Source organism: Geodermatophilus nigrescens (genome assembly GCF_900129495.1).
GTDB lineage: Bacteria > Actinomycetota > Actinomycetes > Mycobacteriales > Geodermatophilaceae > Geodermatophilus > Geodermatophilus nigrescens.
The window spans coordinates 278,374-303,286 of record NZ_FQVX01000001.1; the positions used below are offsets into that span (position 1 = coordinate 278,374).

The window sequence follows — 24,913 nt, forward strand, 5'->3', positions numbered from 1 at the left end:
GAGAGGTGACCCGACCGCGTGCTCCGCTTCGTCGTCCGGCGGCTCCTGCAGCTGATCCCGATCCTGCTGGGGCTGTCGGTCCTGCTCTTCGCCTGGCTGCGCGCCCTGCCCGGCGGCCCGGCCCAGGCCGCGCTCGGTGAGCGCGCCACCCCCGAGGCCATCGCCCGGTACAACGAGCTCTTCGGGCTCGACCAGCCGCTCTACGTCCAGTACCTGCGCTTCCTCGGCCGGGCCGTGCAGCTGGACTTCGGCAACTCCGCCCGGACCGGCCGGCCGGTCACCGAGGAGTTCCTCGAGCGGATGCCCGGCACGATCGAGCTGACCCTCTTCGCGATGGTCTTCGCCATCGGCGTCGGCATCCCGCTGGGCTACCTCGCCGCCCGCCGGCACGGCAGCTGGCTGGACTCGACGTCGGTGGTCGGGTCGCTGCTCGGCGTCGCCACCCCCGTCTTCTTCCTGGCCTACCTGCTGCGCCTGCTGTTCGCCGTCGAGCTGGGCTGGCTGCCCGGCTCCGGCCGGCAGGAGGTGCGCATCGACGCCACCCGCATCACGAACTTCTACGTCCTCGACGGCCTGCTGACCCGCGAGTGGGACGCCGCCTGGGACGCCTTCCTCCACCTCGTGCTGCCCGGTATCGCGCTCGGCACCATCCCGCTGGCGATCATCGTCCGGATCACCCGTGCCTCGGTGCTCGACGTCGTCAACGAGGACTACGTCCGGACGGCGAACGCCAAGGGCCTCGCGACGGCGACCGTGCGGCGGCGGCACGTCATCCGCAACGCCCTGCTGCCGGTGTCGACGACGATCGGCCTGCAGACCGGACTGCTGCTGTCCGGCGCGGTGCTCACCGAGACCGTCTTCGCGTTCGGCGGGGTGGGCTCGGCGATATTCGACGCGATCTTCGCCCGGGACTTCGCCGTCCTGCAGGGCTTCATCCTCATGCTGGCGGTGGTGTACGTGCTGGTGAACCTGCTGGTCGACATCTCGTACGGCCTCCTCGACCCGCGGGTGAGGGTCCGATGAGCGCCGTCGGTGACGTCCGGCGGCGGCGGATCGACGAGCTGGCCGCCCGCGCCGGGCAGGTGCCCGAGGGCGAGGGCGGCGTCTCGCTCACCCGCAGCGCCTTCCGCCGGCTGCGGCGCAACCCGGTGGCGATCCTCGGCGCGGTCATCGTCGTGGTCTTCCTGGTGGTGGCGGCCTTCGCGCCGCTGCTGGCCCCGCGCGACCCGCTGGCGCAGACGCTGCTGTCGGAGATCCGGCCCGGCTTCATCCCGGGCTCCCAGCCGGGCTTCCCGCTCGGGGTGGACGAGCTCGGCCGCGACCTGCTGTCCCGGCTGATCGTCGGGTCGCGGCAGTCGCTGCTCATCGGCGTGGTGTCCACGCTGCTCGGCGTCGTCGTCGGCATGGCGCTCGGCGTCCTCGCCGGCGCGTTCGGCGGGTGGGTCGACACCGTGGTGATGCGGTTCGTCGACATCATCCTGTCGATCCCCAGCCTGCTGATGGCGATCAGCATCTCGGTGCTGCTCGGGCAGAACCAGTGGTCGCTGATGATCGCCATCGCGGTCACCCAGGTGCCGGTCTTCGCCCGGCTGCTGCGCGGCTCGATGCTCGCCCAGCGTGGCAGCGACTACGTCCTGGCCGCGCAGGCGCTGGGCATCCGGCGACGGCGCATCGTGTTCGGCCACGTGCTGCCCAACTCGCTGTCGCCGGTGATCGTGCAGGCCACGCTGTCGCTGGCGACGGCGATCATCGAGGCCGCGGCGCTGTCGTTCCTCGGCCTCGGCGACCCCGACCTCGCCCGGCCGGAGTGGGGCGCGATGCTGTCCAACGCCCAGGACTTCCTGTCCGTCCGGCCGGAGCTGGCCATCTACCCAGCCGTCTGCATCATCGTCGTCGCGCTCGGCTTCACCCTGCTCGGTGAGGCGCTGCGCGAGGCCCTCGACCCGAAGTTCCGGAGGTGAGCCCGCTGACCATCGAGGAACTGCCCCCGAGGGACGCCGGCCAGGACGGGCGGCCCGTCCTCGAGGTCGAGGACCTGTCGGTCACCTTCACGCGCCGGGGCGAGCAGCCCACCCGCGCCGTCGACGGGGTCAGCTTCAGCGTGGCGCCGGGGGAGACCGTCGGCCTGGTCGGCGAGTCCGGCTGCGGCAAGTCGGTCACCTCGCTGGCGATCATGGGGCTGCTGCCCCGCCGCGGGGTCGAGGTCGGCGGCTCGGTGCGCCTGCACGGCCAGGAGCTCATCGGCGCCCCGGACCGCGAGCTGCGGGGGCTCCGCGGCGCCGACATGGCCATGGTCTTCCAGGACCCGCTGTCCTCGCTGAACCCGACGGTGCCCATCGGCGTCCAGGTCACCGAGGTCCTGCTCGAGCACCGCGAGATGTCGAAGAAGGACGCCGTCGCCGAGGCCACCCGGCTGCTCGACCGCGTCGGCATCCCCGACCCCTCGCGCCGGCTCAAGGAGTACCCGCACCAGCTCTCCGGCGGCATGCGGCAGCGGGCGCTCATCGCGATGGCGCTGGCCTGCTCGCCGCGGCTGCTCATCGCCGACGAGCCGACGACCGCCCTCGACGTGACGATCCAGGCGCAGATCCTGGAGCTGCTGCGCGAGCTCGTCGTCGACACGGGGACGGCGCTGGTGATGATCACCCACGACCTCGGCGTCGTCGCCGGGCTGTGCGACCGGGTGCACGTCATGTACAGCGGCCGGATCATCGAGTCCGCCGACCGGCACGACCTGTTCGCCCGGCCGCGCCAGCCCTACACCGGCGGGCTGCTGGCGTCGGTGCCCCGGCTCGACGGCGCCCGCGGCGCGCCGCTGCACCCGATCCGCGGCTCCGCCCGCGACGTCATCCCGTGGGCCGAGGGCTGCGCCTTCGCGCCCCGCTGCGACAACGCCCAGGACGACTGCCTCACCGAGGTGGCCGGCAGCACCGTGCCGCTGGAGTACGACGGCCCGGGCCGCGAGCTGCGCTGCCGCCACCCCCTCGAGTACCCGCGGACCCCGGCCGGGGCCACCGCGTCCGGAGCCGCCCGATGACCGCCGTCCCGTCCGCCGAGCCGCTGCTGCGGGTCGAGGGCCTGCAGGTGCACTTCCCGATCAAGCGCGGCGTGTTCGTCGACCGGACGGTGGGCCACGTGCGCGCCGTCGACGGCGTCGACCTGGCCATCGACCGCGGCACCACCTACGGGCTGGTGGGGGAGTCCGGCTGCGGCAAGTCCACCCTCGGCCGCGCCGTGCTGCGGCTGGTCGAGCCCACCGGCGGGCGGGTCGTCTTCGACGGCACCGACGTGTCGACGCTGTCCGGCGAGCCGCTGCGGACCCTGCGCCGCCGCATGCAGATGGTCTTCCAGGACCCGCTGGGCAGCCTCGACCCGCGGCAGAACGTCGAGTCGCTGCTGTCCGAGCCGCTGCTCGCCCACGGGATGGGCGGGGGCCGGCAGGGCGTGGCCACGCGCATCCGGACGCTGCTCGACGCCGTCGGCCTCCCGTCGGCGGCGCTGCGCCGCTACCCGCACGAGTTCTCCGGCGGGCAGCGGCAGCGCATCGGGATCGCCCGCGCCATCTCGCTGGAGCCCGACCTGCTCATCGCCGACGAGCCGGTGTCCGCCCTCGACGTCAGCGTCCAGGCGCAGGTGGTCAACCTGCTCGAGGAGCTGCAGGAGCGCCTGGGCCTCACCTACCTGGTCATCGCGCACGACCTCGCGGTGGTCCGGCACATCAGCGACGTCGTCGGGGTCATGTACCTCGGGTCGCTGGTGGAGCAGGCGCCCTCCGACGTCCTCTACGAGCAGCCGCTGCACCCCTACAGCCGGGCGCTGATGAGCGCCGTCCCGGTGCCCGACCCGGTGGTCGAGGCTGACCGCGAGCGGATCCTGCTCGCCGGCGACCTCCCGTCGCCGGCGAACCCGCCGAGCGGCTGCCGGTTCCACACCCGCTGCCCGTGGCGGCAGGAGACGCGCTGCGACGACGAGGTGCCGGTGCTGCGCGAGCTCGGGCCCGGGCACCTGGTCAGCTGCCACTGGGCCGAGGAGATCCGCGACGGGCTGCTCGCCCCGCGCTCGGCCGAGGAGGTCGCCGCCACGCAGGGCGTCTCGGTCCGCCCGACGGGCGCCGACAACCCGGAGAGCGACGCGCTCGTGCAGGGCCTGGACGCCCCGATCGAGCGGACGTGACGGGTCACTCCACCACGACGTCGTCCCCGCGGCGCAGCACCTTCTTCACCTTCAGCTTGAGCACCTGGGCGTAGCCGCGGACGAGCTGCGTGTAGCCCGGCGTGGGCCCGTGGTAACCGAGGAGGCCGCGCGGGCCCTCGACCATGGCGCCGCTGCGGACGTCGTACCTCGCCTGGTGCCAGGGGCAGACGAGGCAGCCGTTCTCGTCGAGGCTGCCCTTCGACAGGTCGGCGAGCTGGTGCCGGCAGCGCCGCGACACGGCGAAGTACTCCCCGTCGCGGTTGCCGACGGCCCACTTCCCGGCCCGGCCCACCGTCCCCGGGGGCAACTGGGCGGCGGGGATGCGGTCGGGGTCGCTCACGGGGGTCCTCCTGGGGTGCCGGTGCTGGGTCGAGAGCCCCCTACCCGGTCGTGCCCGTCCTACCCGGCCGGGTCGCGGCCGCCGACCTAGGGTCGGTCCGTGCGCCGACTGATGGGGGTCCTCGCCGTCGCGGCGGTCCTGCTGCTGGCCGGGAGCGGGCCGGCGCTGGCCGAGCAGCCGTTCGAGGTGCCCGACGAGGTGACCGACCTCGTCGGGGCGCTCGACCCCGGCGCCCTGTCCCGGGTGCAGCAGGCCGTCGACGACCGGCAGGCCGAGGACGGCACGCAGGCCTTCGTCGTCTACGTGTCCTCCTTCGACGGGCTCGCCTCCGGTGAGTGGGCGGCGCGGACCGCACAGTTCTCCGGGCTCGGCCGCACCGACGTGCTGCTCGCCGTCGCGGTCGACGACCGGCAGTACGGCTACTGGGTGGACGACGCCTTCCCGCAGTCGACCGCCGACCTCGACGCCTTCCTCGCGCAGGACGTCGAGCCCGAGCTGTCCGCGGGCGACTGGGGCGCGGCCGCGGTGGCCTTCGCCGACGGGATCGGCGCCGGGGCGGCCGCGGGGACCGGCTCCGGGACCGGGGACGGCTCCGGCGGCGGGTCGGGTGCGGCCACCCTGGCGGTGGTCGGCGGCATCGCCGTCGTCGGGGGCGGCGCGTACCTGGTCTCCCGGTCGCGCCGGCGCCGGGCGGCCGTGCAGCCGCCGGCGTCCACCCGCATCGAGCGCCCCGACCCGTACGCGGGCGTGCCCACCGAGGAGCTGCAGGGCCGGGCCAGCGCCGCCCTGCTCGACCTCGACGAGGCGGTGAAGACCTCGCAGCTCGACCTCGACTTCGCCCGGCTGCAGTACGGCGAGGCCGCCGTCGCGGGGTTCACCGAGGCGCTGGCGCAGTCGCGGCAGGAGCTGACCCGCGCCTTCACGCTGCGCCAGCAGCTCGACGACGAGGTGCCCGAGGACGAGCCGACCCAGCGCCGCGTGCTCACCGAGATGCTGCAGCTGACCGGCGCCGCCGACGCGCGCCTCGACGAGCAGGCGGAGGCCTTCGGGCAGCTGCGCGACCTCGAGCGCAACGCCCCGCAGGTGCTCGACGGCCTCGGCCCGCGGATCACCGCGCTGCACGGCCGGCTGCCGCAGGACGAGGAGCGGATGGCGCGGCTGCAGCGCCGGTACGCGGCCTCGGCGCTCGCGCCGGTGGCGGGCAACCTCGAGCAGGCGCGGTCGGCCCTGGCCGCCGCCGAGCACGAGGCCGGCGAGGCGCGCGCGGCGCTCGCCGACGGCCGGTCCGGGGAGGCGGTGGGCGACCTGCGCGCCGCCGAGGACGCGGTGGCCCAGGTGGGCACGCTGCTCGACGCCGTCGCCCGGCTCGAGCGCGACCTCGAGGACGCCGCCGCGCGGCTGCCCGCGGTGCGCGCGGAGACCGAGCAGGACCTCGCCGAGGCCCGCACGCTGGTCGCCTCCACGCCCGACGCCGGTGGGCTGCGGCCGCAGGTGGCCCGCGCCGAGGCGGGGCTGGCCGCCGCCGACGAGGCGCTGCGTGGGGACGGCGGCTTGCCCGACCCGCTCACCGCGCTGCGCCGGCTGGAGGAGGCCGACCTCGCGCTCGAGCAGGCGCTGTCGGTGGCCCGCGACGCGCAGACCCGCGCCCGCCGCGCCGCCGCCGCGCTGGACCAGACGCTGCTGCGCGCCCGCTCGTCGGTGGCGGCGGCGTCCGACTTCGTCGCCACCCGCCGCGGCGCGGTCGGGCCGGAGGCGCGCACCCGGCTGGCGGAGGCGCAGCGGCACCTCGACGCGGCGGTCGGGACGGGGCCGCGCGACCCCGAGGGAGCACTGCGCGAGGCCCAGTTGGCCGACCAGCTCGCCCAGCAGGCGCTGCAGTACGCGCAGTCCGACGTCGCCACCTGGTCCTCCGGCTACGGCGGGGGCGGCTACGGCGGGGGCGGGTACGGCGGCGGGTACGGACGAGGCGGGTACGGACCGGGCTACGGCGGCGGCCGCGGCGGCGTCGACCTGGGCAGCCTCGTGCTCGGCGGCATCCTCGCCGGCGGCATGCGCGGCGGCTACGGGGGCTTCGGCGGCAGCGGCGGTCTGGGTGGCGGTGGCGGCCGGCCGCGGGGCGGCGGCTTCGGCGGCTCGGGCAGCCGGGGCCGCTCCGGCGGCGGCCGCTTCTGACGCCCCGCGGCACGATCAGGCCGCCTGATCGTGCTGCGTCCTGGCTCACCGCCGGCGGTGAGCCAGGACGCGCGGAGGTGAGCCAGGACGCGCGGAGGTGAGCCAGGACGCGCCCGGGGCTCCCGGAGTGTCGGTCCCCGGTGGGACGGTGCCCTCCCCGAGCATCCGAGGAGGAGCCATGCCCACGCGGAACACCCCCTGGCCCGACGGCACGCCCTGCTGGGTCGACTACGGCGCCGCCGACCCCGCCGCGGCGAAGGAGTTCTACGGCCGCCTGTTCGGCTGGGACTGGACGGCCGACAGCCCGGAGTACGGCGGCTACGTCAACGCGCTGAAGGGCGGCGCGCAGGCCGCCGGCCTCGGGCCGCTGACCGGCCCGGACGACCCGCCGGCCTGGACGACGTACTTCGCGACGGGCGACGCGGCGGCCACCTGCGACCGGATCCGCGAGGCCGGCGGCACCGTCGTCGTGGAGCCGATGGCGGTCGGGCCGATGGGCACGATGGCCATCGCCCTGGACCCGCAGGGGAACGGCTTCGGGCTGTGGCAGGCCGGCACGCACACCGGCGCGGAGGTGGTCAACGAGCACGGCGCGCAGGTGTGGAACGAGGCCGCCGTCGACGACGTCCCCGCGGCCCGCGCGTTCTACGGCGCCGTCTTCGGGTTCTCCTGGGACGAGATCCCCGACATGGGCGGCTACGCCACCTTCAGCACGGACGGGCGCCCGCTCGGCGGCCTCGGGCCGGTCGGCCCCGGTGCGCCGAAGGGGTGGTCGACCTGCTTCGCGGTGACCTCCGCCGACGACACGGTGGCCGCGGTCGAGGCCGCGGGCGGCAAGGTCACCCACCCCGCCGAGGACACCGAGTTCGGCCGGTTCGCCGTGGTCACCGACCCGTGGGGCGCGTCCTTCTCGGTCATGCAGCTGCCGCCCGAGGGCTGAGCGGACGGGGCGGGCCGGCGCGGACGGGGCGCGCCGGCCCGGCCGTCAGCGGACCTGGCCGTAGGTGTGGTCGGGGGTGAAGCGGACGACGAGGCGGCGGTCGGCGACCATCGCCCGCCGGTAGTCGTCCCAGTCCTCGTGCTCGCCGGAGATCGCCCGGTAGTAGGCGACCAGCTCGTCCACCGTCGCGTCGGACGGGTCGGCGGCCACCGGCGTCAGCTCGGCGGTGCCCTCCACGGCGGCCCAGGACCAGAAGTCGTCCGAGGACACGTGCAGGGTCACCCGCGGGTCGGCCTGCAGGTTGCGGGTCTTCGCGCGGTCGGCGGTCACCGACACCCGGAACAGCCGCTGCTCCGGGTCGTACGCGTAGCCGACGTTGGACAGCTGCGGCCGTCCGTCGCGCTTGACGGTGGCCAGCACGCCCCAGCGGCGCCCGGCCACGAACCCCAGCAGGCGGTCGTCGACGGTCACCGGACCCTCCCGCGGGCCTTGAGCGGGACGGGCGGCAGGGCCGGCGCGAGCTGGCGCTCGTCCTCGCCGAACCCCGGGACGGCGCCGAAGCGCGCGTCGCCGTCGTTCCACCGCTCGGCGTACTCCGTGATCTCCTCGCCCGACCGGCCGACGAAGTTCCACCACATGACCAGCCGCTCCTCGAACGGCTCGCCGCCGAGCAGGAGCAGCCGGGTGGGGGCGTCGGTCCGGATCCGCACCGAGCGGCGGCCGGTGCCCAGGTAGACCATCGCGCCGTGGGCCAGCGGCGCGCCCTCGACGTCGGCCCCGCCCGCGGCGCCGAGCAGCGCGTGCTCGAAGTCCGGCTCCAGCGGCACCTCGACGTCGGCACCGGCGGCGAGGTCGAGGTCGACCCCCACCAGCGGCGAGTACGCGGTGCCCGGGGACGTCGCCCCGCCGAAGGAGCCCATGAGCACCGTGGCGGTGAGCCCGTCGGAGGCGAAGCCCGGCAGCGCCGCGTGGTGCTCGAAGGCCGGCGCGGTGTCGCGGGCGCCGTCGGGCAGCGCCACCCACAGCTGGGCGCCGTGCAGGAACCGCGGGTGCGGCACCGGCGACTGCTCGGAGTGCGCGATGCCGTGCCCGGCGGTCATCAGCGCGAGCTGCCGCGGGCCGAAGGTGACGTCGCTGCCGAGGGAGTCGCGGTGGTGGACGCTGCCCTCGATCAGCCAGGACACCGTCTGCAGGCCGGTGTGCGGGTGCGGCGTGACCTGCATCCCGGTGGTGGCGGCGACGTCGTCGGGGCCGTAGTGGTCGACGAACGCCCAGGCGCCCACCATCCGGCGGCCGAGCGTGGGCAGCAGCCGCCGGACGGGGGTGCCGGGGCCGAGCACGACCTCCTTCGCCGGCAGCAGGTCGAGGGCCGGGCCCGCGGCGGTGTCGTCGAGGCCGCCGACGGTGCGCGCGGTCGGCCGGGGTTCGGACGTGCTCACGGGACCTCCACGAGGGTGTGTCAGCGGGGCTCGGGGGCGGACGGGCAGCGGAGTGCGCCGACGTCCCAGCCGGCGCGGCGGGCCCCGGCGGCGTGGGCGCTCTCGAGGAAGTCCAGCACGGCGGCGCGGGGGTCGGCCGCCGTCCGCACGTCCTCGTAGGTGAGCAGCGCGAGGTGGGCGCCGCGGCTGGGGACCCAGCGCGCGGCCGCGGGGCGCAGCGGCTCCTCGGTGAGGCCCGCCGGTTCCGGCGCGGTGTAGCAGTAGAACGCCGGCTCGGGCACCTGGTCGTCGCCGAACCAGAACCCGGCGCTGATCACCTCGTGCGAGTAGGCCTCGCGGGTGACCGGGTCGACGGCGTCGGGCTGCTCCACCCGCCGGTCGGAGAAGCGGGTGACGGCGACGTCGAAGGTGTGCCAGAAGTGGTGCACCGGGCTCGTCTTCGCGTAGCTGCGGCCCGCGAACTCCTCGAGCACCTGCGCGACCTGCCCCAGCACCACCCAGTAGCGGGTCACGTGCGCCGGGTCGTAGGCGGCGTGGTGCTCGTCCTCGGCGAACGGGGTCCGGTCGGGCAGGTCGAAGGGCACCGGCCGGTCGATGTGGGCCGGCAGCCCGAGCCCGGTGAGCGTCGCCTGCAGCTGCCGGTAGAAGCCGGCGACGCTGAGCCCGGGCAGCGGGAAGGACGCCCGCCTGCCGTCGGCGACGCTGACCTCGAGCCGGTGGTCGACCAGGTCGAGGTCGACGGCGAAGACGGGGTCGAAGCCCATCGGCCGGGTGGTCAGGCCCCGGCCGGTGAGGTGGAACGGGACGTGCCACCAGTGGTTGCGCCGCGGGGCGTTGGCCAGGCGGAGCTTGCCGACCACCTGCAGGAACCGGTGCACGGTCTCCTTGGTGTCGGCCCACTCGGTCAGCGGGACGGGCGGGAAGACGGGCACGTTCGGCTCCTCGATGGTCCGGGTCGACGTCAGCATGCACCCCCGGCGGAGGCGTGGAGGCCTCCGCCGGGGGTGCCGGTCACTGGCCGGACTCGCCGCGGACCGCGGCGTGCGGGACCGCGGGGGACGGCAGGTGCACGGCCGGGATCGAGCCCAGGCGCCCGGCGCGGAAGTCGTCGAAGGCCTGCACGACCTCCTGCCGGCTGTTCATCACGAACGGCCCGTACATGGCGATCGGCTCGCGGATCGGCAGCCCGCCCAGGACGACGACGTCGAGGGCCGGCGTGCGCGACTCCTGGTGCACCGCGCCGCGGACGGTCACGGTGTCGCCGGGGCCGAGCACGGCCAGCTGGCCCGTGCGCACCGGCGCGCCGTCGATGCCGACGGAGCCGGCGCCGGAGAGCACGTAGACCAGGGCGTTGAAGTCCGGCCGCCAGGGCAGGTCGAGCGAGGCGCCGGGCGCCACCGTCGCGTGCACCATCGCCATCGGCGTGTACGTGGAGCCCGGGCCGGTGTGCCCGCCGACGTCGCCGGCGATCACCCGCACCAGCGCGCCGGCGTCCGGGCTGGCCAGCAGCACCGACTCGCGGGCCCGCAGGTCCTGGTAGCGCGGCTCCACCCACTTCTGCGCGCGCGGCAGGTTCACCCACAGCTGCAGGCCGTGGAAGACCCCGCCGCTGACGACGAGCGCCTCCGGCGGCCGCTCGATGTGCAGGACGCCGCCGCCCGCGGTCATCCACTGGGTGTCGCCGTTGCTGATCGTGCCGCCGCCGCCGTGGGAGTCGGCGTGCTCGAAGGTGCCGTCGATGATGTAGGTGACGGTCTCGAAGCCGCGGTGCGGGTGCCACGAGGTGCCCTTGGGCTCGCCCGGGGCGTACTCGACCTCGCCCATCTGGTCCATGTGGATGAACGGGTCGAGGTCGCGCAGGTCGACCCCGGCGAACGCCCGGCGGACCGGGAAGCCCTCGCCCTCGAAGCCGGAGGGGGCCGTGGTCACCGACCGCGTGCGGCGGCGCACCGTCCGCGGGGCGGGCAGCGGGACCCGGGGGAGGGTGGTGGTGTCCTCGACGGTGACGGCGGGCATGGCCGGCCTCCTTCGTTGAACTCTCAACTGGTGGCGACTGTAGCGCCGCGGGGCCCCGCTGTCTTCCCTCCGCCGCGCCCCGGTCAGGAGGCGCGCTCGGCCCGCGCCGCGACGGCGGCCGGCGGGCCGTGCTCGGCGATGAGCGCCGTGTTGGCCACCTCGGCGTCATCGAGGTGGACCGCGTCGCGCGGGTCGGTGGTGTCGAGCATCCGCGTCTCGTGCCCGCGGCCCACGACCAGGACGACGTCGGCCGGCCCGGAGGCGCGCACCGCGGCGGAGATGGCGGCCCGCCGGTCGGGCACCGTGCGCACCGCCGCGCCGCCGCCGAGCAGGCCGACCCGCAGCTCGGCGATGATCGCCGCCGGGTCCTCGCCGTGGCTGCCCTCGTTGGTCAGCCAGACGACGTCGGCCGCCCGGGCGGACTCGCCCAGGCCCTGCCGCTTGTACCGGTCGCGCCGGCCGCGGGCGCCGAGGACCAGGTGCACCCGGCCGCCGGGGCCGCGCAGGTCGCGGGCGGTGGCGAGCGCGGCGGCGAGGGCGCGCGGGGTGTGCGCGTAGTCGACGACGACCACCGGCCGCCCGTCCCCGCCCAGCACCGTGTTGCGCCCGCGCGGCGGGGCGACCGCCGCGAGCCCGGCCGCGATCTCCTCGGCCGGCACGCCGAGCACCCGGCCGGTGGCCCACGCGGCGGCCAGGTTCGACACGTGCACCCGCCCGACGAGCCGGCTGGTGACGCGGTGCCCGCCGGTGTCGTCGGCCAGGAGCACCTCGGTGCCGGCCGCGCCGGTGCGCCAGCCGAGCACGCGCACGTCGGCGTCCTCCGCCGCGCCCACCCGGGTCACCGGCACCGGCGCCTGGTCGGCCAGCCGCCGTCCCCAGGGGTCGTCGACGACCACGACGCCGGCCGCCGCCCGGTCGGACCCGAACAGCCGCGCCTTGCTCGCCCAGTAGTGCTCGATCGTGCCGTGGTGGTCGAGGTGGTCCTCCTCGAACCCGGTGAAGACGGCGACGTCGAAGCGCAGGCCGTCGATGCGGCCCATGTCCAGCGCGATGGAGGAGGCCTCGACGACGGCCCGCCGCGCGCCGGCGTCGACCATCCAGCGCAGCAGCTCGTGCAGCTCCGGCGCCTCCGGCGTGGTCAGCGCCGTGCCGCGGGACCGGCGCCCGACCGCCGCGCCGAGCGTGCCGACGACGCCGGTGGGCGTCCCGGCCGCCTCGAGGACGCCGCGGACCAGCGTGCTCGTCGTCGTCTTGCCGTTGCTGCCGGTCACCCCGACCAGGCGCAGCGCCGCGGCCGGGTCGCCGGCCAGCAGCGCGCCGAGCGGGCCCAGGCAGGCGCGCACCGACGGGACCTGCAGCACCGGCAGCGCGACGTCGACCGGCCGGTCGGCCAGCAGCGCCGCGGCACCCGCGGCGGCAGCGGCCCCCGCGTGCCGGTGCCCGTCGCTGGACGCGCCGCGCACGCAGGCGAACAGCGAGCCGGGGACGACGCGGCGCGAGTCGGTGACCAGGCCGCGCAGGAGCAGGTCGTCGGTGCCGCCGCGGCGCAGCACGGGGCCGAGCGGGACGGTCCGCGCCCGGGCCTCGACGTCGGACCAGGTCACCGCGGGCACTGGCACTCGCCCGACGGTAGGCGGGGCACGACCGATCCGCAGGTCGGCCGCACCCCGCCGGCTCAGCGGAGCAGCCGCGCGACCCCGGTCGGGCCCTGCTCGGCGTCGGCGTCGGGCAGCACCTCGGTGCGGGCCGACAGGCGCGGGGCCCACGCCGCGGGCGCGGTCTCCAGCCAGGCGGCGCCGGCGTCGGTGAGCCGGCCGTCGGACCGCAGCGGCGCCCAGCCGCGCAGCGAGCGCAGCCCCTCGGCGACGGTGACCAGCGTGCGGGCCACGCCCCGTCCCCGGTAGACCTGCTCCACCGAGACGGTGTCGACCAGGCCCGAGCGGATCCACCAGCGGACCTCGCCGATCCGGTCGGTGATCCGGACGCCCGCGGCGGCGACCTGGTGGGGCGCGACGACCGAGCCCGGCCGGAAGGCCGAGCCCCGGAAGGCGAGCAGCGAGGCCGCCGGCACCGCGCTGGTGGCGTGGGTGACCTCGGCGAACCACATCGGCGGGCAGCGGTCGGCGACGTCCTCGACCACGTCGACCCGGACGACGCGGCGGTCGGCGGCGCGGTAGCGGACGTCGACCAGCCAGCCGGCGGGCCGGCGGCCGCGGGCGTCGAGGGCGGTCATGTCCACCGGGGTGCCGTCGTCGAACCGGTCGGAGTTGACGCCGACCAGCGAGTACTCGAGCGGGCCGGGGCCGCGGCGCAGCAGCCGCGCCCACCACAGCGCCGTCGAGGTGGGGGCCGGCTCCGCCAGGGGCGGGACTGCCCGCAGGCGCGGCGCCGCCGGCGCCGGGACCGCCGCGTCGTGGGCCGCTGCCGTCATGCTCATCTCGTCCTCCAGTCCTCGCCCCCGTGGACCCGGGGTGTTCCGGGGACGACTCTCCGGACCGCACTTGTGGCCGCCTTGGGGTCCACTAGCGCGGCCCGGCGATACTGGTCTCCCGATGACGCACTCCACGACGCCCCCGACGACGCAGGCCCGGTCGTGAGCGCCCCGCTGAACCTGCTCAACCTGGAGCGGGTGTCCAAGGCGCACGGCACCACCGTGCTGCTCGACGACGTCTCCCTCGGCGTCGCGTCCGGCGAGCGCATCGGCGTCGTCGGCCGCAACGGCAGCGGCAAGTCCACGCTGCTCGGCGTCCTCACCGGCCGGGAGGAGCCCGACAGCGGGCGGGTCACGCAGCGCGGCGACCTCGCCGTCGGCGTCCTCGACCAGTCCGGGACGCTGCCGCCGGGCGCGACGGTCCGCGACGTCGTCCTGCCCCCGACGCTGTTCGCCGCCGAGCACGAGTGGGCCGCCGACCCGGCCGTCCGCAGCGTCCTCACCGGCCTGGAGCTCGACCGGCTGGGCCTCGACTCGCCCGTCGCGCCGATGTCCGGCGGGGAGCGGCGGCGGGTGGCGCTGGCCGCGCAGCTGATCCGCCCGCTGGACCTGCTCGTCCTCGACGAGCCGACCAACCACCTCGACGTCGAGGGCGTCGCCTGGCTCGCCGACTTCGTGAAGCGGCGGGTCGGGGCGCTGGTGGTCGTCACCCACGACCGGTGGTTCCTCGACGAGGTGTGCACGCAGACGTGGGAGGTCGCCGACGGCGCGGTGCACTCCTACGAGGGCGGTTACGCGGCCTACACGCTGGCCCGCGCCGAGCGGGCCCGCGTCGCGGCGGCCACCGAGGAACGCCGCCTCAACCTGGTGCGCAAGGAGCTCGCCTGGCTGCGCCGGGGCCCGCCGGCGCGCACCAGCAAGCCGCGCTTCCGCATCGAGGCCGCCGAGGCGCTCATCGCCGACGAGCCGCCGCCGCGCGAGACGATGCAGCTCAAGGGCTTCGCCGCGCGCCGGCTCGGCAGGACGGTGTACGACGTCGAGGACGTCGACTACGCGGTGCGGTCGGAGGCCGGCCCACGGACGCTGTTCGCCGACCTGACCTGGCACGTCGGCCCGGGCGACCGGATCGGCGTCGTCGGGGTGAACGGCGCGGGCAAGACGTCGCTGCTGCGGATGCTCGTGGGCGAGGTCGAGCCCGACCGCGGCTCCGTGGTGCGCGGGCAGACGGTGGCGCCGGCCTACCTGTCCCAGCACGTCACCGAGCTGCCGGCTCGGCTGCGGGTGCTCGAGGCGGTGCAGGAGGTCGCCCGGATCGCGCGGATCGGCAACCAGGAGATCTCGGCGTCCTCGCTGGCCGAGCGCTTCGGCTTCCCGGCGTCGCGGCAGTGGACGCCGGTCGGCGATCTCTCCGGCGGCGAGCGGCGCCGGCTGCAGCTGCTCCGGCTGCTCATGGCCGAGCCGAACGTGTTGCTGCTCGACGAGCCGACCAACGACCTCGACATCGACACGCTCACCCAGCTCGAGGACCTGCTCGACGGGTTCCCCGGCACGGTGCTGGTGGTCAGCCACGACCGCTACTTCGTCGACCGGGTCTGCGACTCAGTGGTGGCGCTCATGGGCGACGGGTCGCTCGCCGCGCTGCCCGGCGGGGTGGAGGAGTACCTCGCCCGCCGGGCCGCCGGGGAGGCCGCGCTGCCCTCGGCCGGCTCCGGTCCCGCGCCCGCCGGCGGCGCGACCGCGACGCCCGCCCCGGCCGGCCCGTCGGCGGCGGAGGTGCGCGCCGCCCGCAAGGAGGCGGCCCGCCTCGAGCGGCGGCTGGAGAAGCTCACCGCGGAGGAGGAGCGGCTGCACGCCGACCTCGCCGCCGCAGCCACCGACCACGCGCGGGTCATGGAGCTCGACGGCCGGCTGCGGACCCTGCTGGCCGAGAAGGACCAGGTGGAGAGCGACTGGCTGGCCGCCGCGGAGCTCGCCGAGGGCTGAGCGGGTCCTCCTGCACGGCAGCGCCTCCTCCCTCACGGTGGGACGTGGGGGAGGAGGCGCCACGATCAGGTCACCTGATCCCGGCTCAGGCGGCGGCCTCGGCCCGGGTGCGGGCGATCATCCGCAGCCCGACGGCGACCGTGGGGACGGCGCCGACGAGCGCGAAGCCGGCGTAGAGCAGCGGGGTGAAGCTGAGCGCCGCCGAGGCGACCAGGCAGGCCACGGCCGGGACCAGCAGCCACCAGGTGATCACGCCGGCGCGCGCCAGGCCGGCGAGACCGACCAGCGGGCCGAGCAGCCCGAGCAGCGTCACCGTGCCGACGACGCCCACGGCCGCCTGGCCCTGCACCGACTCGACTAGCGCCAGCGCGGTGTCGGCCGGCAGCTCCTGGCCGATCCCGCCGGTCCAGAAGTCGTAGAGCACCATCCCGGTCACCGTGACCAGGCCGATCGCCGACAGCAGGGCGCCGACGATCGTCGGGATGCGCCCGCGGCGGCCGCGGACCAGCGCCGGAGCGGCCAGCCAGGCCAGGGCCAGCGCCATGTTGCCGTAGTGCAGCAGCAGCGCCGAGAGCGCCGTCTGCCCCTCGTCGGCGGCCAGCGAGGCGATGTAGTCGGCGTCGGCGGGGGAGGCCTGCGGCGGCGAGGTGGCCAGGCCCGCCACGTAGAGCAGCGAGCCCGCGACCATCGCGCCGCCGGCGAGGGTCAGCATCGTGGCACCGGCGCTGCGGGCCGGGCGCTGCGGGGTGGCGGCGGTGGGGGCGGGGGACAGGGAGGTGGTCATCGGTCCTCGTCGGGTCGGGCACCGCATCGGTCGGTGCGTCGGCGAGGACTCTCCGGCCGGCGGGGCACCCGGCACGTCCGCCGTCGCGGACCGACCGGGCTCCGCCGCACGGCGGATGGACAGGCCCCCGTCGATCGGCCGCGCGGGGGATCCCGTCCGCGCCCGGCCGCCCCTACCGTGCTCGCCGTGCCCCGCTGGACCTCGTCCCCCTCCGCCCGCCGGCTCGTGTGGCCGGCCCTCGGCGCGCTGCTCGCGGTGCTCTCGGGGGTGGAGACGGCGATCGACGAGACGTTCCGCTTCCCGCTGGTCACCGCGCTGCCGGGCGTCGCCGTCGGCGCGGTCGTGGCTCTGGGCGCGCGGTGGCCGGAGGCGGCCGCGGTCGCCGGGGCGCTCAGCGTGCTCGGCAACTACGCGCTCGGGACGCCCGGACCCGGCGGCGCCCAGCTCATCGGGATGGCCGTCCTCGTCGGGCACGCGGCCGCGGTCCTGCCGGTGCGGCGCGGGCTGCGCGCGGCGGTCTCGGCGACGCTCGTCGTGGTGGTCGCCGGGCTGGTGTTCGGCCCCTCCACCTGGGAGAGCGTCTTCTACCTCGTCGTCACCGGGACCGCCTGGGGCGTCGGCCTGCTGGTGCGCCGGTCCCGCGAGCGGGCCCGGGAGCTGCAGGTGCTCGCCGCCCGGCTGGCCGAGCAGCAGGAGGCCGTGGCCGGCGCCGCCGTCGTGGCCGAGCGCGCCCGCATCGCCCGCGAGGTGCACGACTCGGTCGCGCACGCGGTCAGCGTGATGGTGCTGCAGATGGGCGGGCTGCGGCGGCTGCTGCCCGACCACCCCGAGGCCCAGGACGTGCTGCTGGGGCTGGAGCGGCTGGGCCGGGAGTCGGTCGACGAGATGCGCCGCGTGGTCGGCATCCTCCGCGAGTCCGGCGCCGGCGACCCGGTGCCGCAGCCGTCGCTGTCGCGTCTGGACGCCGTCCTCGCCGAGCTGCGGGCCGGCGGGATGCCGGTGGAGCTGGTGGTCACCGGGGAGCCGGCCGAGCTGCCGCAGCTGGTCGACGTCGCGGCCGTGCGGGTGGTGCAGGAGGCGCTGTCCAACGTGGTCCGGCACGCGGGCGCGGCCGCCACCCGCGTCGAGGTCGCCTGGACGCCGGGCCGGGTGACCGTCACGGTCACCGACGACGGCCGCCCGCGCGTCGAGCCCACCCCGCACGCGCCGGGGGGCCACGGGCAGCTGCACATGCGCGAGCGGGTCGCCGTCGCCGGCGGCGACCTCGACGTCGGCCCCGTCCGCGGCGGCGGCTACCGCGTGCGCGCCGGGTTCCCCGTCCCCGCGCCGGCCGCCGTCCCGCCCGCGGCGGTGGGCGCGTGACGATCCGGGTGGTGCTGGTCGACGACCAGTCGATGATCCGCACGGGGCTGCGGATGGTGCTGGCCGCCGAGCCCGACATCGAGGTGGTCGGCGAGGCCGGCGACGGCGCGTCGGGCGTCCGCGTGGTCGCCGAGCTCGAGCCCGACGTCGTCCTGCTCGACGTGCGGATGCCCGGCATGGACGGGCTGGAGGCCGCGCGGCGCATCGTCGGGTCGGGCGCGCGCACGCGGGTCGTCGTCCTCACCACGTTCGACGAGGACGAGTACGTGGCCGCCGCCCTGCGCGCCGGGGTCAGCGGCTTCCTGCTCAAGGTGGCCCCGCCGGAGGACCTGGTGGCCGCGGTGCGCACCGTCGCGGCCGGGCAGGGCCTGCTCGACCCGGCGGTGACCCTGCGGGTGATCCGCTCCTTCGCCGCCGCGCCCGCGCCCGACCCCGGCCGCGCCGCCGAGCTCGCGCAGCTCACCGAGCGGGAGACCGACGTGCTGGCGCTGGTCGCCGCCGGGCTGTCCAACGCCGAGATCGCCGCCCGGCTGTACCTGGGCGAGGCGACGGTCAAGACGCACGTGAGCCGGGTACTGCTGAAGCTGGGTCTGCGGGACCGCGTGCAGGCGGTCGCGTTCGCCTACGAGTCCGGCCTGGTGACGCCCGGCCGGTGAGGCGTCCCCGCCGTCGCGAGCAGGGCGTTCGGCGCGGACGGGTAGCAGAAGGACCCCGCTGCCCCCCACACCTCGCTCCGCTCGGCGCGGGCCCCTGCAGCGCGGCCGGGCCGAACGGACCTCACGGGTAGACTCGCTGTCACCGCCGGCCGCGTCGACCGACGTTCCTGGTGTCCCCGAGCCGCCCACGACTCCCGGAGACACGTGCTCGTTCTGCTGTTCCTCCACCTGTCCGCCGGACTGCTGGCGCCCGTGCTCGTGCGGTGGTGGGGGAGGCAGGCCTTCCTCGCCCTGGCCCTGGTGCCCGCGGCCGGGTTCGGCTGGGTGCTGTCCCGCCTCGGCCCGGTGCTGGCCGGCGAGGAGCAGCGCGAGACGGTGCCCTGGATCCCGGCGCTCGACCTCGACGTCGCCCTGCGCCTGGACGCCCTGTCGCTCACCTTCGCGGCGCTGGTCACCGGCGTCGGGGCGCTGGTGCTCGTCTACTGCGCCCGCTACTTCGAGCCCGGCGAGGAGGGGACCGGCCGCTTCGCCGGGTGCCTCACCGCCTTCGCGGGTTCGATGCTCGGGCTCGTCCTCGCCGACGACATGCTCCTGCTCTACGTGTTCTGGGAGCTCACCACCGTCTTCTCGTTCCTGCTCATCGGCGGCTCGGGACGGCGGCTGGCCGCGCGGCGGGCGGCGTCGCAGGCGCTGGTCCTGACCACCGCCGGCGGCCTGGCGATGCTCGTCGGCCTGATCGTCATCGGCCAGGCGAGCGGCTCGTACCTGCTCTCGGAGGTCGTCGCCGCCCCCGGCAGCGGCACCGCGATGACGGCCGGCGTGGCCCTGGTGCTCGCCGGCGCGGTCACCAAGTCCGCCCTCGTCCCGTTCCACTTCTGGCTGCCCGCGGCCATGGAGGCGCCGACGCCGGTCAGCGCCTACCTGCACGCCGCGGCGATGGTGAAGGCCGGCGTGTACCTGGTCGCCCGGCTGGCGCCCGGCCTGGCCGACGTCCCCGGCTGGCGGCCGGTGGTGCTCGGCCTGGGCGTGGCCACCATGCTGCTCGGCGGCTACCGAGCGCTGCGGCAGAAGGACGTCAAGCTGCTGCTGGCCTTCGGCACCGTCAGCCAGCTCGGCTTCCTCGTGGTGCTGGTCGGCGCCGGCAGCGCCGAGCTCGCCGCCGCGGGCCTGGCCATGACGCTCGCGCACGGGCTGTTCAAGTCCACGCTGTTCCTCACCGTCGGCGTCGTCGACCACGCCACCGGCACCCGCGACCTGCGCAGGCTGTCCGGCCTCGGCCGCCGGCTGCCCGTCCTGGCCGCGATCGGCGGCGCCGCCGCGGCGTCGATGGCGGGGCTGCCGCCGCTGCTGGGCTTCGTCGGCAAGGAGGCGGCCTTCACCGCCCTGCTCGACGGCGGCCTGCCCGACCGCACGGTGGCCCTGGTCGTGCTCGCCGGCCTGGTCCTCGGCTCCGTGCTCACCGCGGCCTACACCGCCCGGTTCGTGTGGGGCGCGTTCGCCCGCAAGCCCGGCGTCCCCGACACCGCGGTCGAGCACCCGCCGGGCGCGCTGTTCCTCGCCGCGCCCGCCGTCCTCGCGCTCACCGGGCTGGTGCTCGGGCCGCTGAGCCCGGTGCTGGACCCGCTGGTCGCCGCGTACGCCGAGACGCTGCCGCTGCTCGCCCCCGAGGCCGAGCACCTGGCGCTGTGGCACGGCTGGCAGCCGGCGCTGGCGCTGTCGGCGCTCACCGTGCTCGGCGGCGCCGCGCTGTTCGCCCTCCGGGGGCCGGTGCAGCGCCTGCAGGGCCGGGTGGCCGTGGGCGCCTCGGCGGACGAGGGCTACTGGAACGTCCTGCAGGGCGTCGACCGGCTCTCCGTCCTGGTCACCGGCACCACCCAGCGCGGGTCGCTGCCGGCCTACCTCGGCACGATCCTCGTCGTCGTCCTCGCGCTGCCCGGCACGCTGCTGCTCACGCAGGCGCCGTGGCCGGGGGAGTGGCGGGCCTGGGACACCCCGGTGCAGGCCGTCGTCGGCGTCGTCGTGGTGACCGCCGCCGCGCTCACCCTGCGGATCCGGCAGCGGCTGTCCGCGGTGCTCGTCGTCGGCGTCACCGGCTACGGCATCGCCGTCGTCTTCGCGCTGCAGGGCGCGCCCGACCTGGCGCTCACCCAGTTCCTCGTCGAGACGCTCACCCTCGTCGTGTTCGTGCTGGTGCTGCGCAAGCTGCCCAAGGACATCTCCGAGCGGCACCGGCCCCGCGAGCGGGCGGTGCGCGGCGTGATCGCCGTCGGGGTGGGCGCGTTCATGGGCGCGGTGGGCGCCGTGGCGATGGCGGTGCGCACGGCGCCGCCGGTGTCGGCGGGCTGGCCGGGCCCGGCCTACGACTTCGGCGGCGGTAAGAACGTCGTCAACGTGACGCTGGTCGACATCCGCGCCTGGGACACCATCGGCGAGGTCTCGCTGCTCGTCGTCGCCGCGACCGGCGTGGCCAGCCTGGTGTTCCTCCGCGGCCGCACCGGCGGGGTGGACCGGGTGACCCGCGCCGAGCTGACCGGCTCCGCCGAGCGCAGCCGCCGGGCGCCGCGCGACCGCTGGCTGGCCGCCACCGCCACCCTCGACCCCGCCCGGCGCTCGGTCGTGCTCGAGGTGGTTACCCGGCTGCTGTTCCACACGATCACCGTGTTCTCGCTGTACCTGCTCTTCAGCGGCCACAACGAGCCCGGCGGCGGCTTTGCCGGCGGCCTGGTCGCGGGGCTGGCGCTGGTGCTGCGCTACCTCGCCGGCGGCCGGTACGAGCTGGGCGAGGCCGCGCCGGTGGCCCCCGGCCTGCTGCTGGGCAGCGGCCTGCTGTTCGCGGGTGCCACCGGCGTCGCCGGGCTGCTGGTCGGCGGCGACGTGCTGCAGACGGCGATCCTGCAGACGACGCTGCCGGTCCTCGGCGACGTCAAGCTCGTGACCTCGCTGTTCTTCGACTGCGGCGTCTACCTGATCGTCGTCGGCCTGGTGCTCGACGTGCTGCGCAGCCTCGGCGCGGAGCTCGACCGCCAGGAGGACCAGGAGGACCCGATCGAACTCGCCCCCGGGGAGGTGGTGCTGCGATGACCCCCACGATCGTGCTGCCGGTGATGATCGGCGGGCTGTACGCGGCGGGTGTCTACCTGCTGCTCGACCGCAGCCTCACCCGCGTCCTGCTGGGCTTCCTGCTGCTGGGCAACGCCACGAACCTGCTGCTGCTGTCCACCGGCGGCCCGGCGGGGCTGGCGCCGATCCTCGGCTACTCCGACGCCGAGGAGATCAACGACCCGCTGCCCCAGGCGCTGGTGCTCACCGCGATCGTGATCACCTTCGGCATCTCGGCGTTCGTGCTGGCGCTCATCCACCGCTCGTGGCGGCTGGCCCGCAACGAGGCCGTCGGCACCGACGAGGAGGACCGCCGGGTCGCCGCCCGCCGCGACACCGACGCCGACGAGCTCGACCCGGACGACCTCGCCCCCGAGGACCGCGCGGCCATGCACGCCGACTCGCTGCGGGCCGACCTCGAGGAGCTGGCCGACGACGTCGACGTGCCGGCCGGCCGGGGCCCCTCGTGATCGGGGTCCTCGCGCCGCTGCCGGTCCTGCTGCCGCTGCTCGGCGCGGCCGGCGCCCTGCTGGTCGCCCGGCACCCGACGTTCCAGCGCACGCTCAGCGTGCTGGTGCTCACCGCGGTGCTCGCCGTCTCGGTGGTGCTGCTGCTCGTCGCGGACGCGGAGGGTGCCGGGGCGGTGTCGGTGGGCGGCTGGCCGGTCCCGCTGGGCGTCGTGCTCGTCGTCGACCGGCTGTCGGCGCTGATGCTGGTGGTCGCCTCGACCGTGGCGCTCGGCGTGCTGGTCTTCGCCGTCGGGCAGGGCGCGGCCGACGGGTCGGAGGAGACGCCGCTGTCGATCTTCCACCCGACGTTCCTGGTGCTGGTCGCGGGCGTGAGCAACGCGTTCCTCGCCGGTGACCTGTTCAACCTCTACGTCGGCTTCGAGATCCTGCTGATGGCGTCCTACGTGCTGCTGACCCTCGGCGGCACGGCCCCGCGCATCCGCGGCGGCGTGACCTACATCGTGGTCAGCCTGACCAGCTCGCTGCTGTTCCTCGCCGCGATCGGCCTGGTCTACGCCGCCACCGGCACCGTGAACATGGCCCAGCTGGCGGTGCGCCTCGGCGAGCTGCCCGAGGGCACCCAGGTGCTGCTGCAGTCGATGCTGCTCGTCGCGTTCGGCATCAAGGCCGCGGTCTTCCCGCTGTCGGCCTGGCTGCCCGACAGCTACCCGACGGCGCCCGCCCCGGTCACCGCCGTGTTCGCCGGGCTGCTCACCAAGGTCGGCGTCTACGCGCTCATCCGCACCCAGACGCTGCTGTTCCCCGGCGGCGCGCTGGACGACGTGCTGATCTGGGCGGCGCTGGCGACGATGGTCGTCGGCATCCTCGGCGCCGTCGCGCAGAGCGACCTGCGCCGGATGCTCTCGTTCACGCTGGTCAGCCACATCGGCTACATGGTCTTCGGCATCGCCCTGGGCACGGCGGCGGGCCTGGCCGGCGCGGTCTTCTACGTCGCCCACCACATCGCCATCCAGACGACGCTGTTCCTGGTCGCGGGGCTCGTCGAGCGGCAGGGCGGGACGACGTCGGTCAACCGGCTGGGCGGGCTCGCCCGGCGCTCGCCGCTGCTGGCGGTGCTGTTCTTCGTGCCGGCGATGAACCTGGCCGGCATCCCGCCGCTGTCGGGGTTCATCGGCAAGCTCGGGCTGCTGGAGGCCGGCGTCGCGCAGGGGAGCACCGCGGCGTACACCCTCGTGGCCGGCGGGGTCGTCACCAGCCTGCTCACGCTGCTCGCCGTCGCCCGCGTGTGGACCCGGGCCTTCTGGCGGTCGCCGAGCCAGGCCCCGGCCGAGGAGACCGCCGCGGCCGCGGCGGCCGACGCCACCTCCCGCCGGCGGCCCGTGGACGAGGCGCCCGAGTCCTCCGGCACCCCGGGGTCCGGCGACGGGGACGGCGACGGCCGGCCGCGCACCGCGTTCAGCGACGCCTGGCGCCGGCACACCGCGGTGGCGACGGCGTCCGAGCCGGACCTGCCGCCGGCGGCCGGCGCGGTGCGGGCGCTGCGCCCGCTGCCGCGCACGATGGTCGGCGCGACCGCGGCGCTGGTGACCCTCACGGTGGCGCTCACCGGGCTGGCCGGCCCGCTCTACGGCCTGGCCGACCGGGCCTCGACCGACCTGTACGACCGCTCGCCCTACGTCTCGTCGGTGTTCGGGGAGGAGGAGGTGCCGTGACCGTGGAACCGGCCGCCACGCGGCTGCGCCACCAGGTCCCGCTCGTCGTCTGGCTGGTGCTCGTCTGGATGCTGCTGTGGGGCAGCTGGTCGTGGGCCAACCTGCTGTCCGGCCTGGTCGTCGCGCTGGTCGTGCTGGTCCTGCTGCCGCTGCCGCACGTCGTCGGCGGGGTGCGGGTGCGGCCGGTGCCGCTGCTGGTCTTCCTCGGCCACTTCGTCGTCGACCTGTTCGTGTCGGGGGCCGAGGTGGCCTGGCAGACCCTGCGCCCGGCGGGGGTGCGCCGCACGGCGATCGTGCGGGTGCAGCTGCGCGTCGACTCCGATCTGCTGCTCACGATGGTCGCCGAGGCGATCTCCCTGGTGCCGGGTTCGCTGGTGCTCGACCTCGACCGGGAGCGGCGGGTGATGACCCTGCACCTGCTGCCCGTCCGCGACCGCGCCGACGTGGAGCGCAAGCGCGCCCACGTGCTGGTGGTCGAGGAGCGGCTGGTGCGGGCGTTCGGGGCGCCGGAGGACCTGGAGGCGCTGGAGCGGGCCGGGTCGGACGCGCGCGAGGAGGTGCGGGCTCCGTGATCGCCGTGGACGCGGTGCTGTACGCGCTGATCGGTGGGGGCGCGCTGCTGTGCCTGGTGCGGCTGGTGCGCGGGCCGTCCCTGCTCGACCGGGTGGTCGCCACCGACACGTTGCTGGTGATCATCGCGGCGGGGCTCGCGGTGCACGCGGCCCTGGTGCGCGACCCGACGCTCGTGCCCGTGCTGGTGGTGGTGTCGCTGCTGGCCTTCGTCGGCTCGGTCTCGGTGGCGCGCTACGTCGGCGGCATGCTGCTGCGGGCGAGCACCGACGACGGGCGGGACGTCGGCCTGCCGGTGGCCGCGGAGGAGCGGGAGGGCCGGTCGTGACCGCGTTCGCCGACGTGCTCGCCTACGCCTGCCTGGTGGCCGGCGCCACGCTGTGCCTGACCGCCGGGTTGGGCCTGGTGCGCTTCCCGGACGTGCTGTCCCGGATGCACGCCGGCACCAAGCCGCAGGTGCTCGGCGTGCTGCTGGTGATGGTGGGCGCGGCGATCCGCCTCGACGGCTGGGCGAACGCCTGGATGCTGCTGCTCGTGGCGGCGTTCCAGCTGCTCACCGCGCCGGTCAGCGCACACCTGATCAGCCGGGTGGCCTACCGCCGCCGCCACGTCCGGCGCGACCTGCTGCTGGTCGACGAGCTGCGTGGCGCCGAGGCGCAGGACGACGCCCACCGCGGCGACGAGCCCGGCGACGCCCCGCCCGAGCGCGACGGGGCGGGCCGGGCGGGCGTCTGAGGCGCCCGCC

At 76.1% G+C, this 24,913-nt stretch carries 23 protein-coding genes; 15 read left to right on the forward strand and 8 right to left on the reverse strand.

Annotation, left to right across the window (positions count from 1 at the left end; all coding sequences use genetic code 11):
- The first annotated feature begins 18 nt into the window (after positions 1-18).
- Genes BUE37_RS01305 through BUE37_RS01320 form a run of 4 tightly spaced genes read left to right on the forward strand, consistent with a single transcriptional unit; the run spans position 19 to position 4,173 of the window.
- A complete protein-coding gene (locus BUE37_RS01305) occupies positions 19-1,023 on the forward strand; it encodes an ABC transporter permease (RefSeq protein ID WP_073418116.1) in 1,005 nt (334 codons plus the stop codon).
- Positions 1,020-1,961 carry an ABC transporter permease gene (locus BUE37_RS01310; RefSeq protein ID WP_073418118.1) on the forward strand — a complete coding sequence of 314 codons (942 nt, stop codon included), beginning with the start codon at positions 1,020-1,022 and terminating at the stop codon, positions 1,959-1,961. Before BUE37_RS01305 ends, BUE37_RS01310 begins: the two co-directional genes overlap by 4 nt.
- The gene (locus tag BUE37_RS01315) at positions 1,958-3,037 is read left to right on the forward strand and encodes an ABC transporter ATP-binding protein (protein WP_245794229.1); all 1,080 of its coding nucleotides are present in this window, start codon (positions 1,958-1,960) and stop codon (positions 3,035-3,037) included. Before BUE37_RS01310 ends, BUE37_RS01315 begins: the two co-directional genes overlap by 4 nt.
- Entirely contained in the window at positions 3,034-4,173 is a 1,140-nt protein-coding gene (locus tag BUE37_RS01320) for an ABC transporter ATP-binding protein (RefSeq protein ID WP_073418120.1), read from the forward strand. Before BUE37_RS01315 ends, BUE37_RS01320 begins: the two co-directional genes overlap by 4 nt.
- A 4-nt stretch (positions 4,174-4,177) precedes the next feature.
- On the opposite strand, the gene BUE37_RS01325 is transcribed toward BUE37_RS01320, so the two are convergent.
- On the reverse strand, positions 4,178-4,534 hold the full coding sequence (locus BUE37_RS01325) for a Rieske (2Fe-2S) protein (protein WP_073418122.1): 357 nt from the start codon (positions 4,532-4,534) through the stop codon (positions 4,178-4,180).
- 99 nt (positions 4,535-4,633) lie between these two features.
- Between BUE37_RS01325 and BUE37_RS01330 the strand changes: the two genes are divergently transcribed.
- The gene (locus BUE37_RS01330) at positions 4,634-6,706 is read left to right on the forward strand and encodes a TPM domain-containing protein (RefSeq protein ID WP_083628150.1); all 2,073 of its coding nucleotides are present in this window, start codon (positions 4,634-4,636) and stop codon (positions 6,704-6,706) included.
- A 178-nt stretch (positions 6,707-6,884) separates the two neighbouring features.
- Positions 6,885-7,646 carry a VOC family protein gene (locus BUE37_RS01335; protein WP_073418126.1) on the forward strand — a complete coding sequence of 254 codons (762 nt, stop codon included), beginning with the start codon at positions 6,885-6,887 and terminating at the stop codon, positions 7,644-7,646.
- A gap of 45 nt (positions 7,647-7,691) precedes the next feature.
- Here BUE37_RS01335 and BUE37_RS01340 read toward each other — a convergent pair whose 3' ends face one another.
- From BUE37_RS01340 to BUE37_RS01365, 6 genes are all read right to left on the reverse strand, one after another.
- On the reverse strand, positions 7,692-8,117 hold the full coding sequence (locus tag BUE37_RS01340) for a PPOX class F420-dependent oxidoreductase (protein ID WP_073418128.1): 426 nt from the start codon (positions 8,115-8,117) through the stop codon (positions 7,692-7,694).
- Complete coding sequence (locus BUE37_RS01345; RefSeq protein ID WP_073418130.1) at positions 8,114-9,085, reverse strand: pirin family protein; 972 nt, start codon at positions 9,083-9,085, stop codon at positions 8,114-8,116. Before BUE37_RS01345 ends, BUE37_RS01340 begins: the two co-directional genes overlap by 4 nt.
- A 20-nt stretch (positions 9,086-9,105) precedes the next feature.
- Entirely contained in the window at positions 9,106-10,017 is a 912-nt protein-coding gene (locus BUE37_RS01350; RefSeq protein WP_073419445.1) for a DUF5996 family protein, read from the reverse strand.
- A gap of 79 nt (positions 10,018-10,096) precedes the next feature.
- Complete coding sequence (locus BUE37_RS01355; RefSeq protein ID WP_073418131.1) at positions 10,097-11,101, reverse strand: pirin family protein; 1,005 nt, start codon at positions 11,099-11,101, stop codon at positions 10,097-10,099.
- Between the two features lie 83 nt (positions 11,102-11,184).
- Positions 11,185-12,720, reverse strand: a complete 1,536-nt coding sequence (locus BUE37_RS01360) for a Mur ligase family protein (RefSeq protein WP_073418133.1) — start codon at positions 12,718-12,720, stop codon at positions 11,185-11,187.
- 56 nt (positions 12,721-12,776) lie between these two features.
- Positions 12,777-13,532: a hypothetical protein gene (locus tag BUE37_RS01365; protein ID WP_073418135.1), complete on the reverse strand. Its 756-nt coding sequence runs from the start codon at positions 13,530-13,532 to the stop codon at positions 12,777-12,779.
- A gap of 162 nt (positions 13,533-13,694) precedes the next feature.
- On the opposite strand from BUE37_RS01365, the gene BUE37_RS01370 reads away from it, so the two are divergent.
- Entirely contained in the window at positions 13,695-15,515 is a 1,821-nt protein-coding gene (locus tag BUE37_RS01370; protein WP_073418137.1) for an ABC-F family ATP-binding cassette domain-containing protein, read from the forward strand.
- A gap of 85 nt (positions 15,516-15,600) precedes the next feature.
- Here BUE37_RS01370 and BUE37_RS01375 read toward each other — a convergent pair whose 3' ends face one another.
- Positions 15,601-16,299, reverse strand: coding sequence for a hypothetical protein (locus BUE37_RS01375; protein ID WP_073418139.1), 699 nt, complete (start codon positions 16,297-16,299; stop codon positions 15,601-15,603).
- A gap of 186 nt (positions 16,300-16,485) precedes the next feature.
- On the opposite strand from BUE37_RS01375, the gene BUE37_RS01380 reads away from it, so the two are divergent.
- The 8 genes from BUE37_RS01380 to mnhG all read left to right on the forward strand — a co-directional run bounded on the left by BUE37_RS01380 (position 16,486) and on the right by mnhG (position 24,903).
- Positions 16,486-17,661, forward strand: coding sequence for a sensor histidine kinase (locus BUE37_RS01380; RefSeq protein WP_139252783.1), 1,176 nt, complete (start codon positions 16,486-16,488; stop codon positions 17,659-17,661).
- Positions 17,658-18,317 (forward strand): response regulator, encoded by a 660-nt coding sequence (locus BUE37_RS01385; protein WP_073418143.1) that lies wholly within the window; start codon positions 17,658-17,660, stop codon positions 18,315-18,317. Before BUE37_RS01380 ends, BUE37_RS01385 begins: the two co-directional genes overlap by 4 nt.
- 204 nt (positions 18,318-18,521) lie before the next feature.
- A complete protein-coding gene (locus tag BUE37_RS01390) occupies positions 18,522-21,398 on the forward strand; it encodes a Na+/H+ antiporter subunit A (RefSeq protein WP_073418145.1) in 2,877 nt (958 codons plus the stop codon).
- On the forward strand, positions 21,395-21,886 hold the full coding sequence (locus tag BUE37_RS01395) for a Na(+)/H(+) antiporter subunit C (RefSeq protein ID WP_073418147.1): 492 nt from the start codon (positions 21,395-21,397) through the stop codon (positions 21,884-21,886). Before BUE37_RS01390 ends, BUE37_RS01395 begins: the two co-directional genes overlap by 4 nt.
- Entirely contained in the window at positions 21,883-23,598 is a 1,716-nt protein-coding gene (locus tag BUE37_RS01400) for a Na+/H+ antiporter subunit D (protein ID WP_073418149.1), read from the forward strand. The genes BUE37_RS01395 and BUE37_RS01400 overlap by 4 nt, the downstream gene beginning before the upstream one ends.
- Positions 23,595-24,170 carry a Na+/H+ antiporter subunit E gene (locus BUE37_RS01405; RefSeq protein WP_073418151.1) on the forward strand — a complete coding sequence of 192 codons (576 nt, stop codon included), beginning with the start codon at positions 23,595-23,597 and terminating at the stop codon, positions 24,168-24,170. Before BUE37_RS01400 ends, BUE37_RS01405 begins: the two co-directional genes overlap by 4 nt.
- Positions 24,167-24,496 carry an MrpF/PhaF family protein gene (locus BUE37_RS01410; protein ID WP_073418153.1) on the forward strand — a complete coding sequence of 110 codons (330 nt, stop codon included), beginning with the start codon at positions 24,167-24,169 and terminating at the stop codon, positions 24,494-24,496. Before BUE37_RS01405 ends, BUE37_RS01410 begins: the two co-directional genes overlap by 4 nt.
- Positions 24,493-24,903 (forward strand): monovalent cation/H(+) antiporter subunit G, encoded by a 411-nt coding sequence (mnhG, locus tag BUE37_RS01415; protein ID WP_073418155.1) that lies wholly within the window; start codon positions 24,493-24,495, stop codon positions 24,901-24,903. The genes BUE37_RS01410 and mnhG overlap by 4 nt, the downstream gene beginning before the upstream one ends.
- Positions 24,904-24,913 lie beyond the last annotated feature (10 nt).

What these genes read in the sequence shown, in the direction of transcription:
- BUE37_RS01310 (WP_073418118.1), top strand. Translation starts at nt 1,020, where the DNA reads ATGAGCGCCGTCGGTGACGTCCGGCGGCGGCGGATCGACGAGCTGGCC.
- BUE37_RS01320 (WP_073418120.1), top strand. Translation starts at nt 3,034, where the DNA reads ATGACCGCCGTCCCGTCCGCCGAGCCGCTGCTGCGGGTCGAGGGCCTG.
- BUE37_RS01335 (WP_073418126.1), top strand. Translation starts at nt 6,885, where the DNA reads ATGCCCACGCGGAACACCCCCTGGCCCGACGGCACGCCCTGCTGGGTC.
- BUE37_RS01355 (WP_073418131.1), bottom strand. Translation starts at nt 11,101, where the DNA reads ATGCCCGCCGTCACCGTCGAGGACACCACCACCCTCCCCCGGGTCCCG.
- BUE37_RS01365 (WP_073418135.1), bottom strand. Translation starts at nt 13,532, where the DNA reads ATGACGGCAGCGGCCCACGACGCGGCGGTCCCGGCGCCGGCGGCGCCG.
- BUE37_RS01375 (WP_073418139.1), bottom strand. Translation starts at nt 16,299, where the DNA reads ATGACCACCTCCCTGTCCCCCGCCCCCACCGCCGCCACCCCGCAGCGC.
- BUE37_RS01395 (WP_073418147.1), top strand. Translation starts at nt 21,395, where the DNA reads ATGACCCCCACGATCGTGCTGCCGGTGATGATCGGCGGGCTGTACGCG.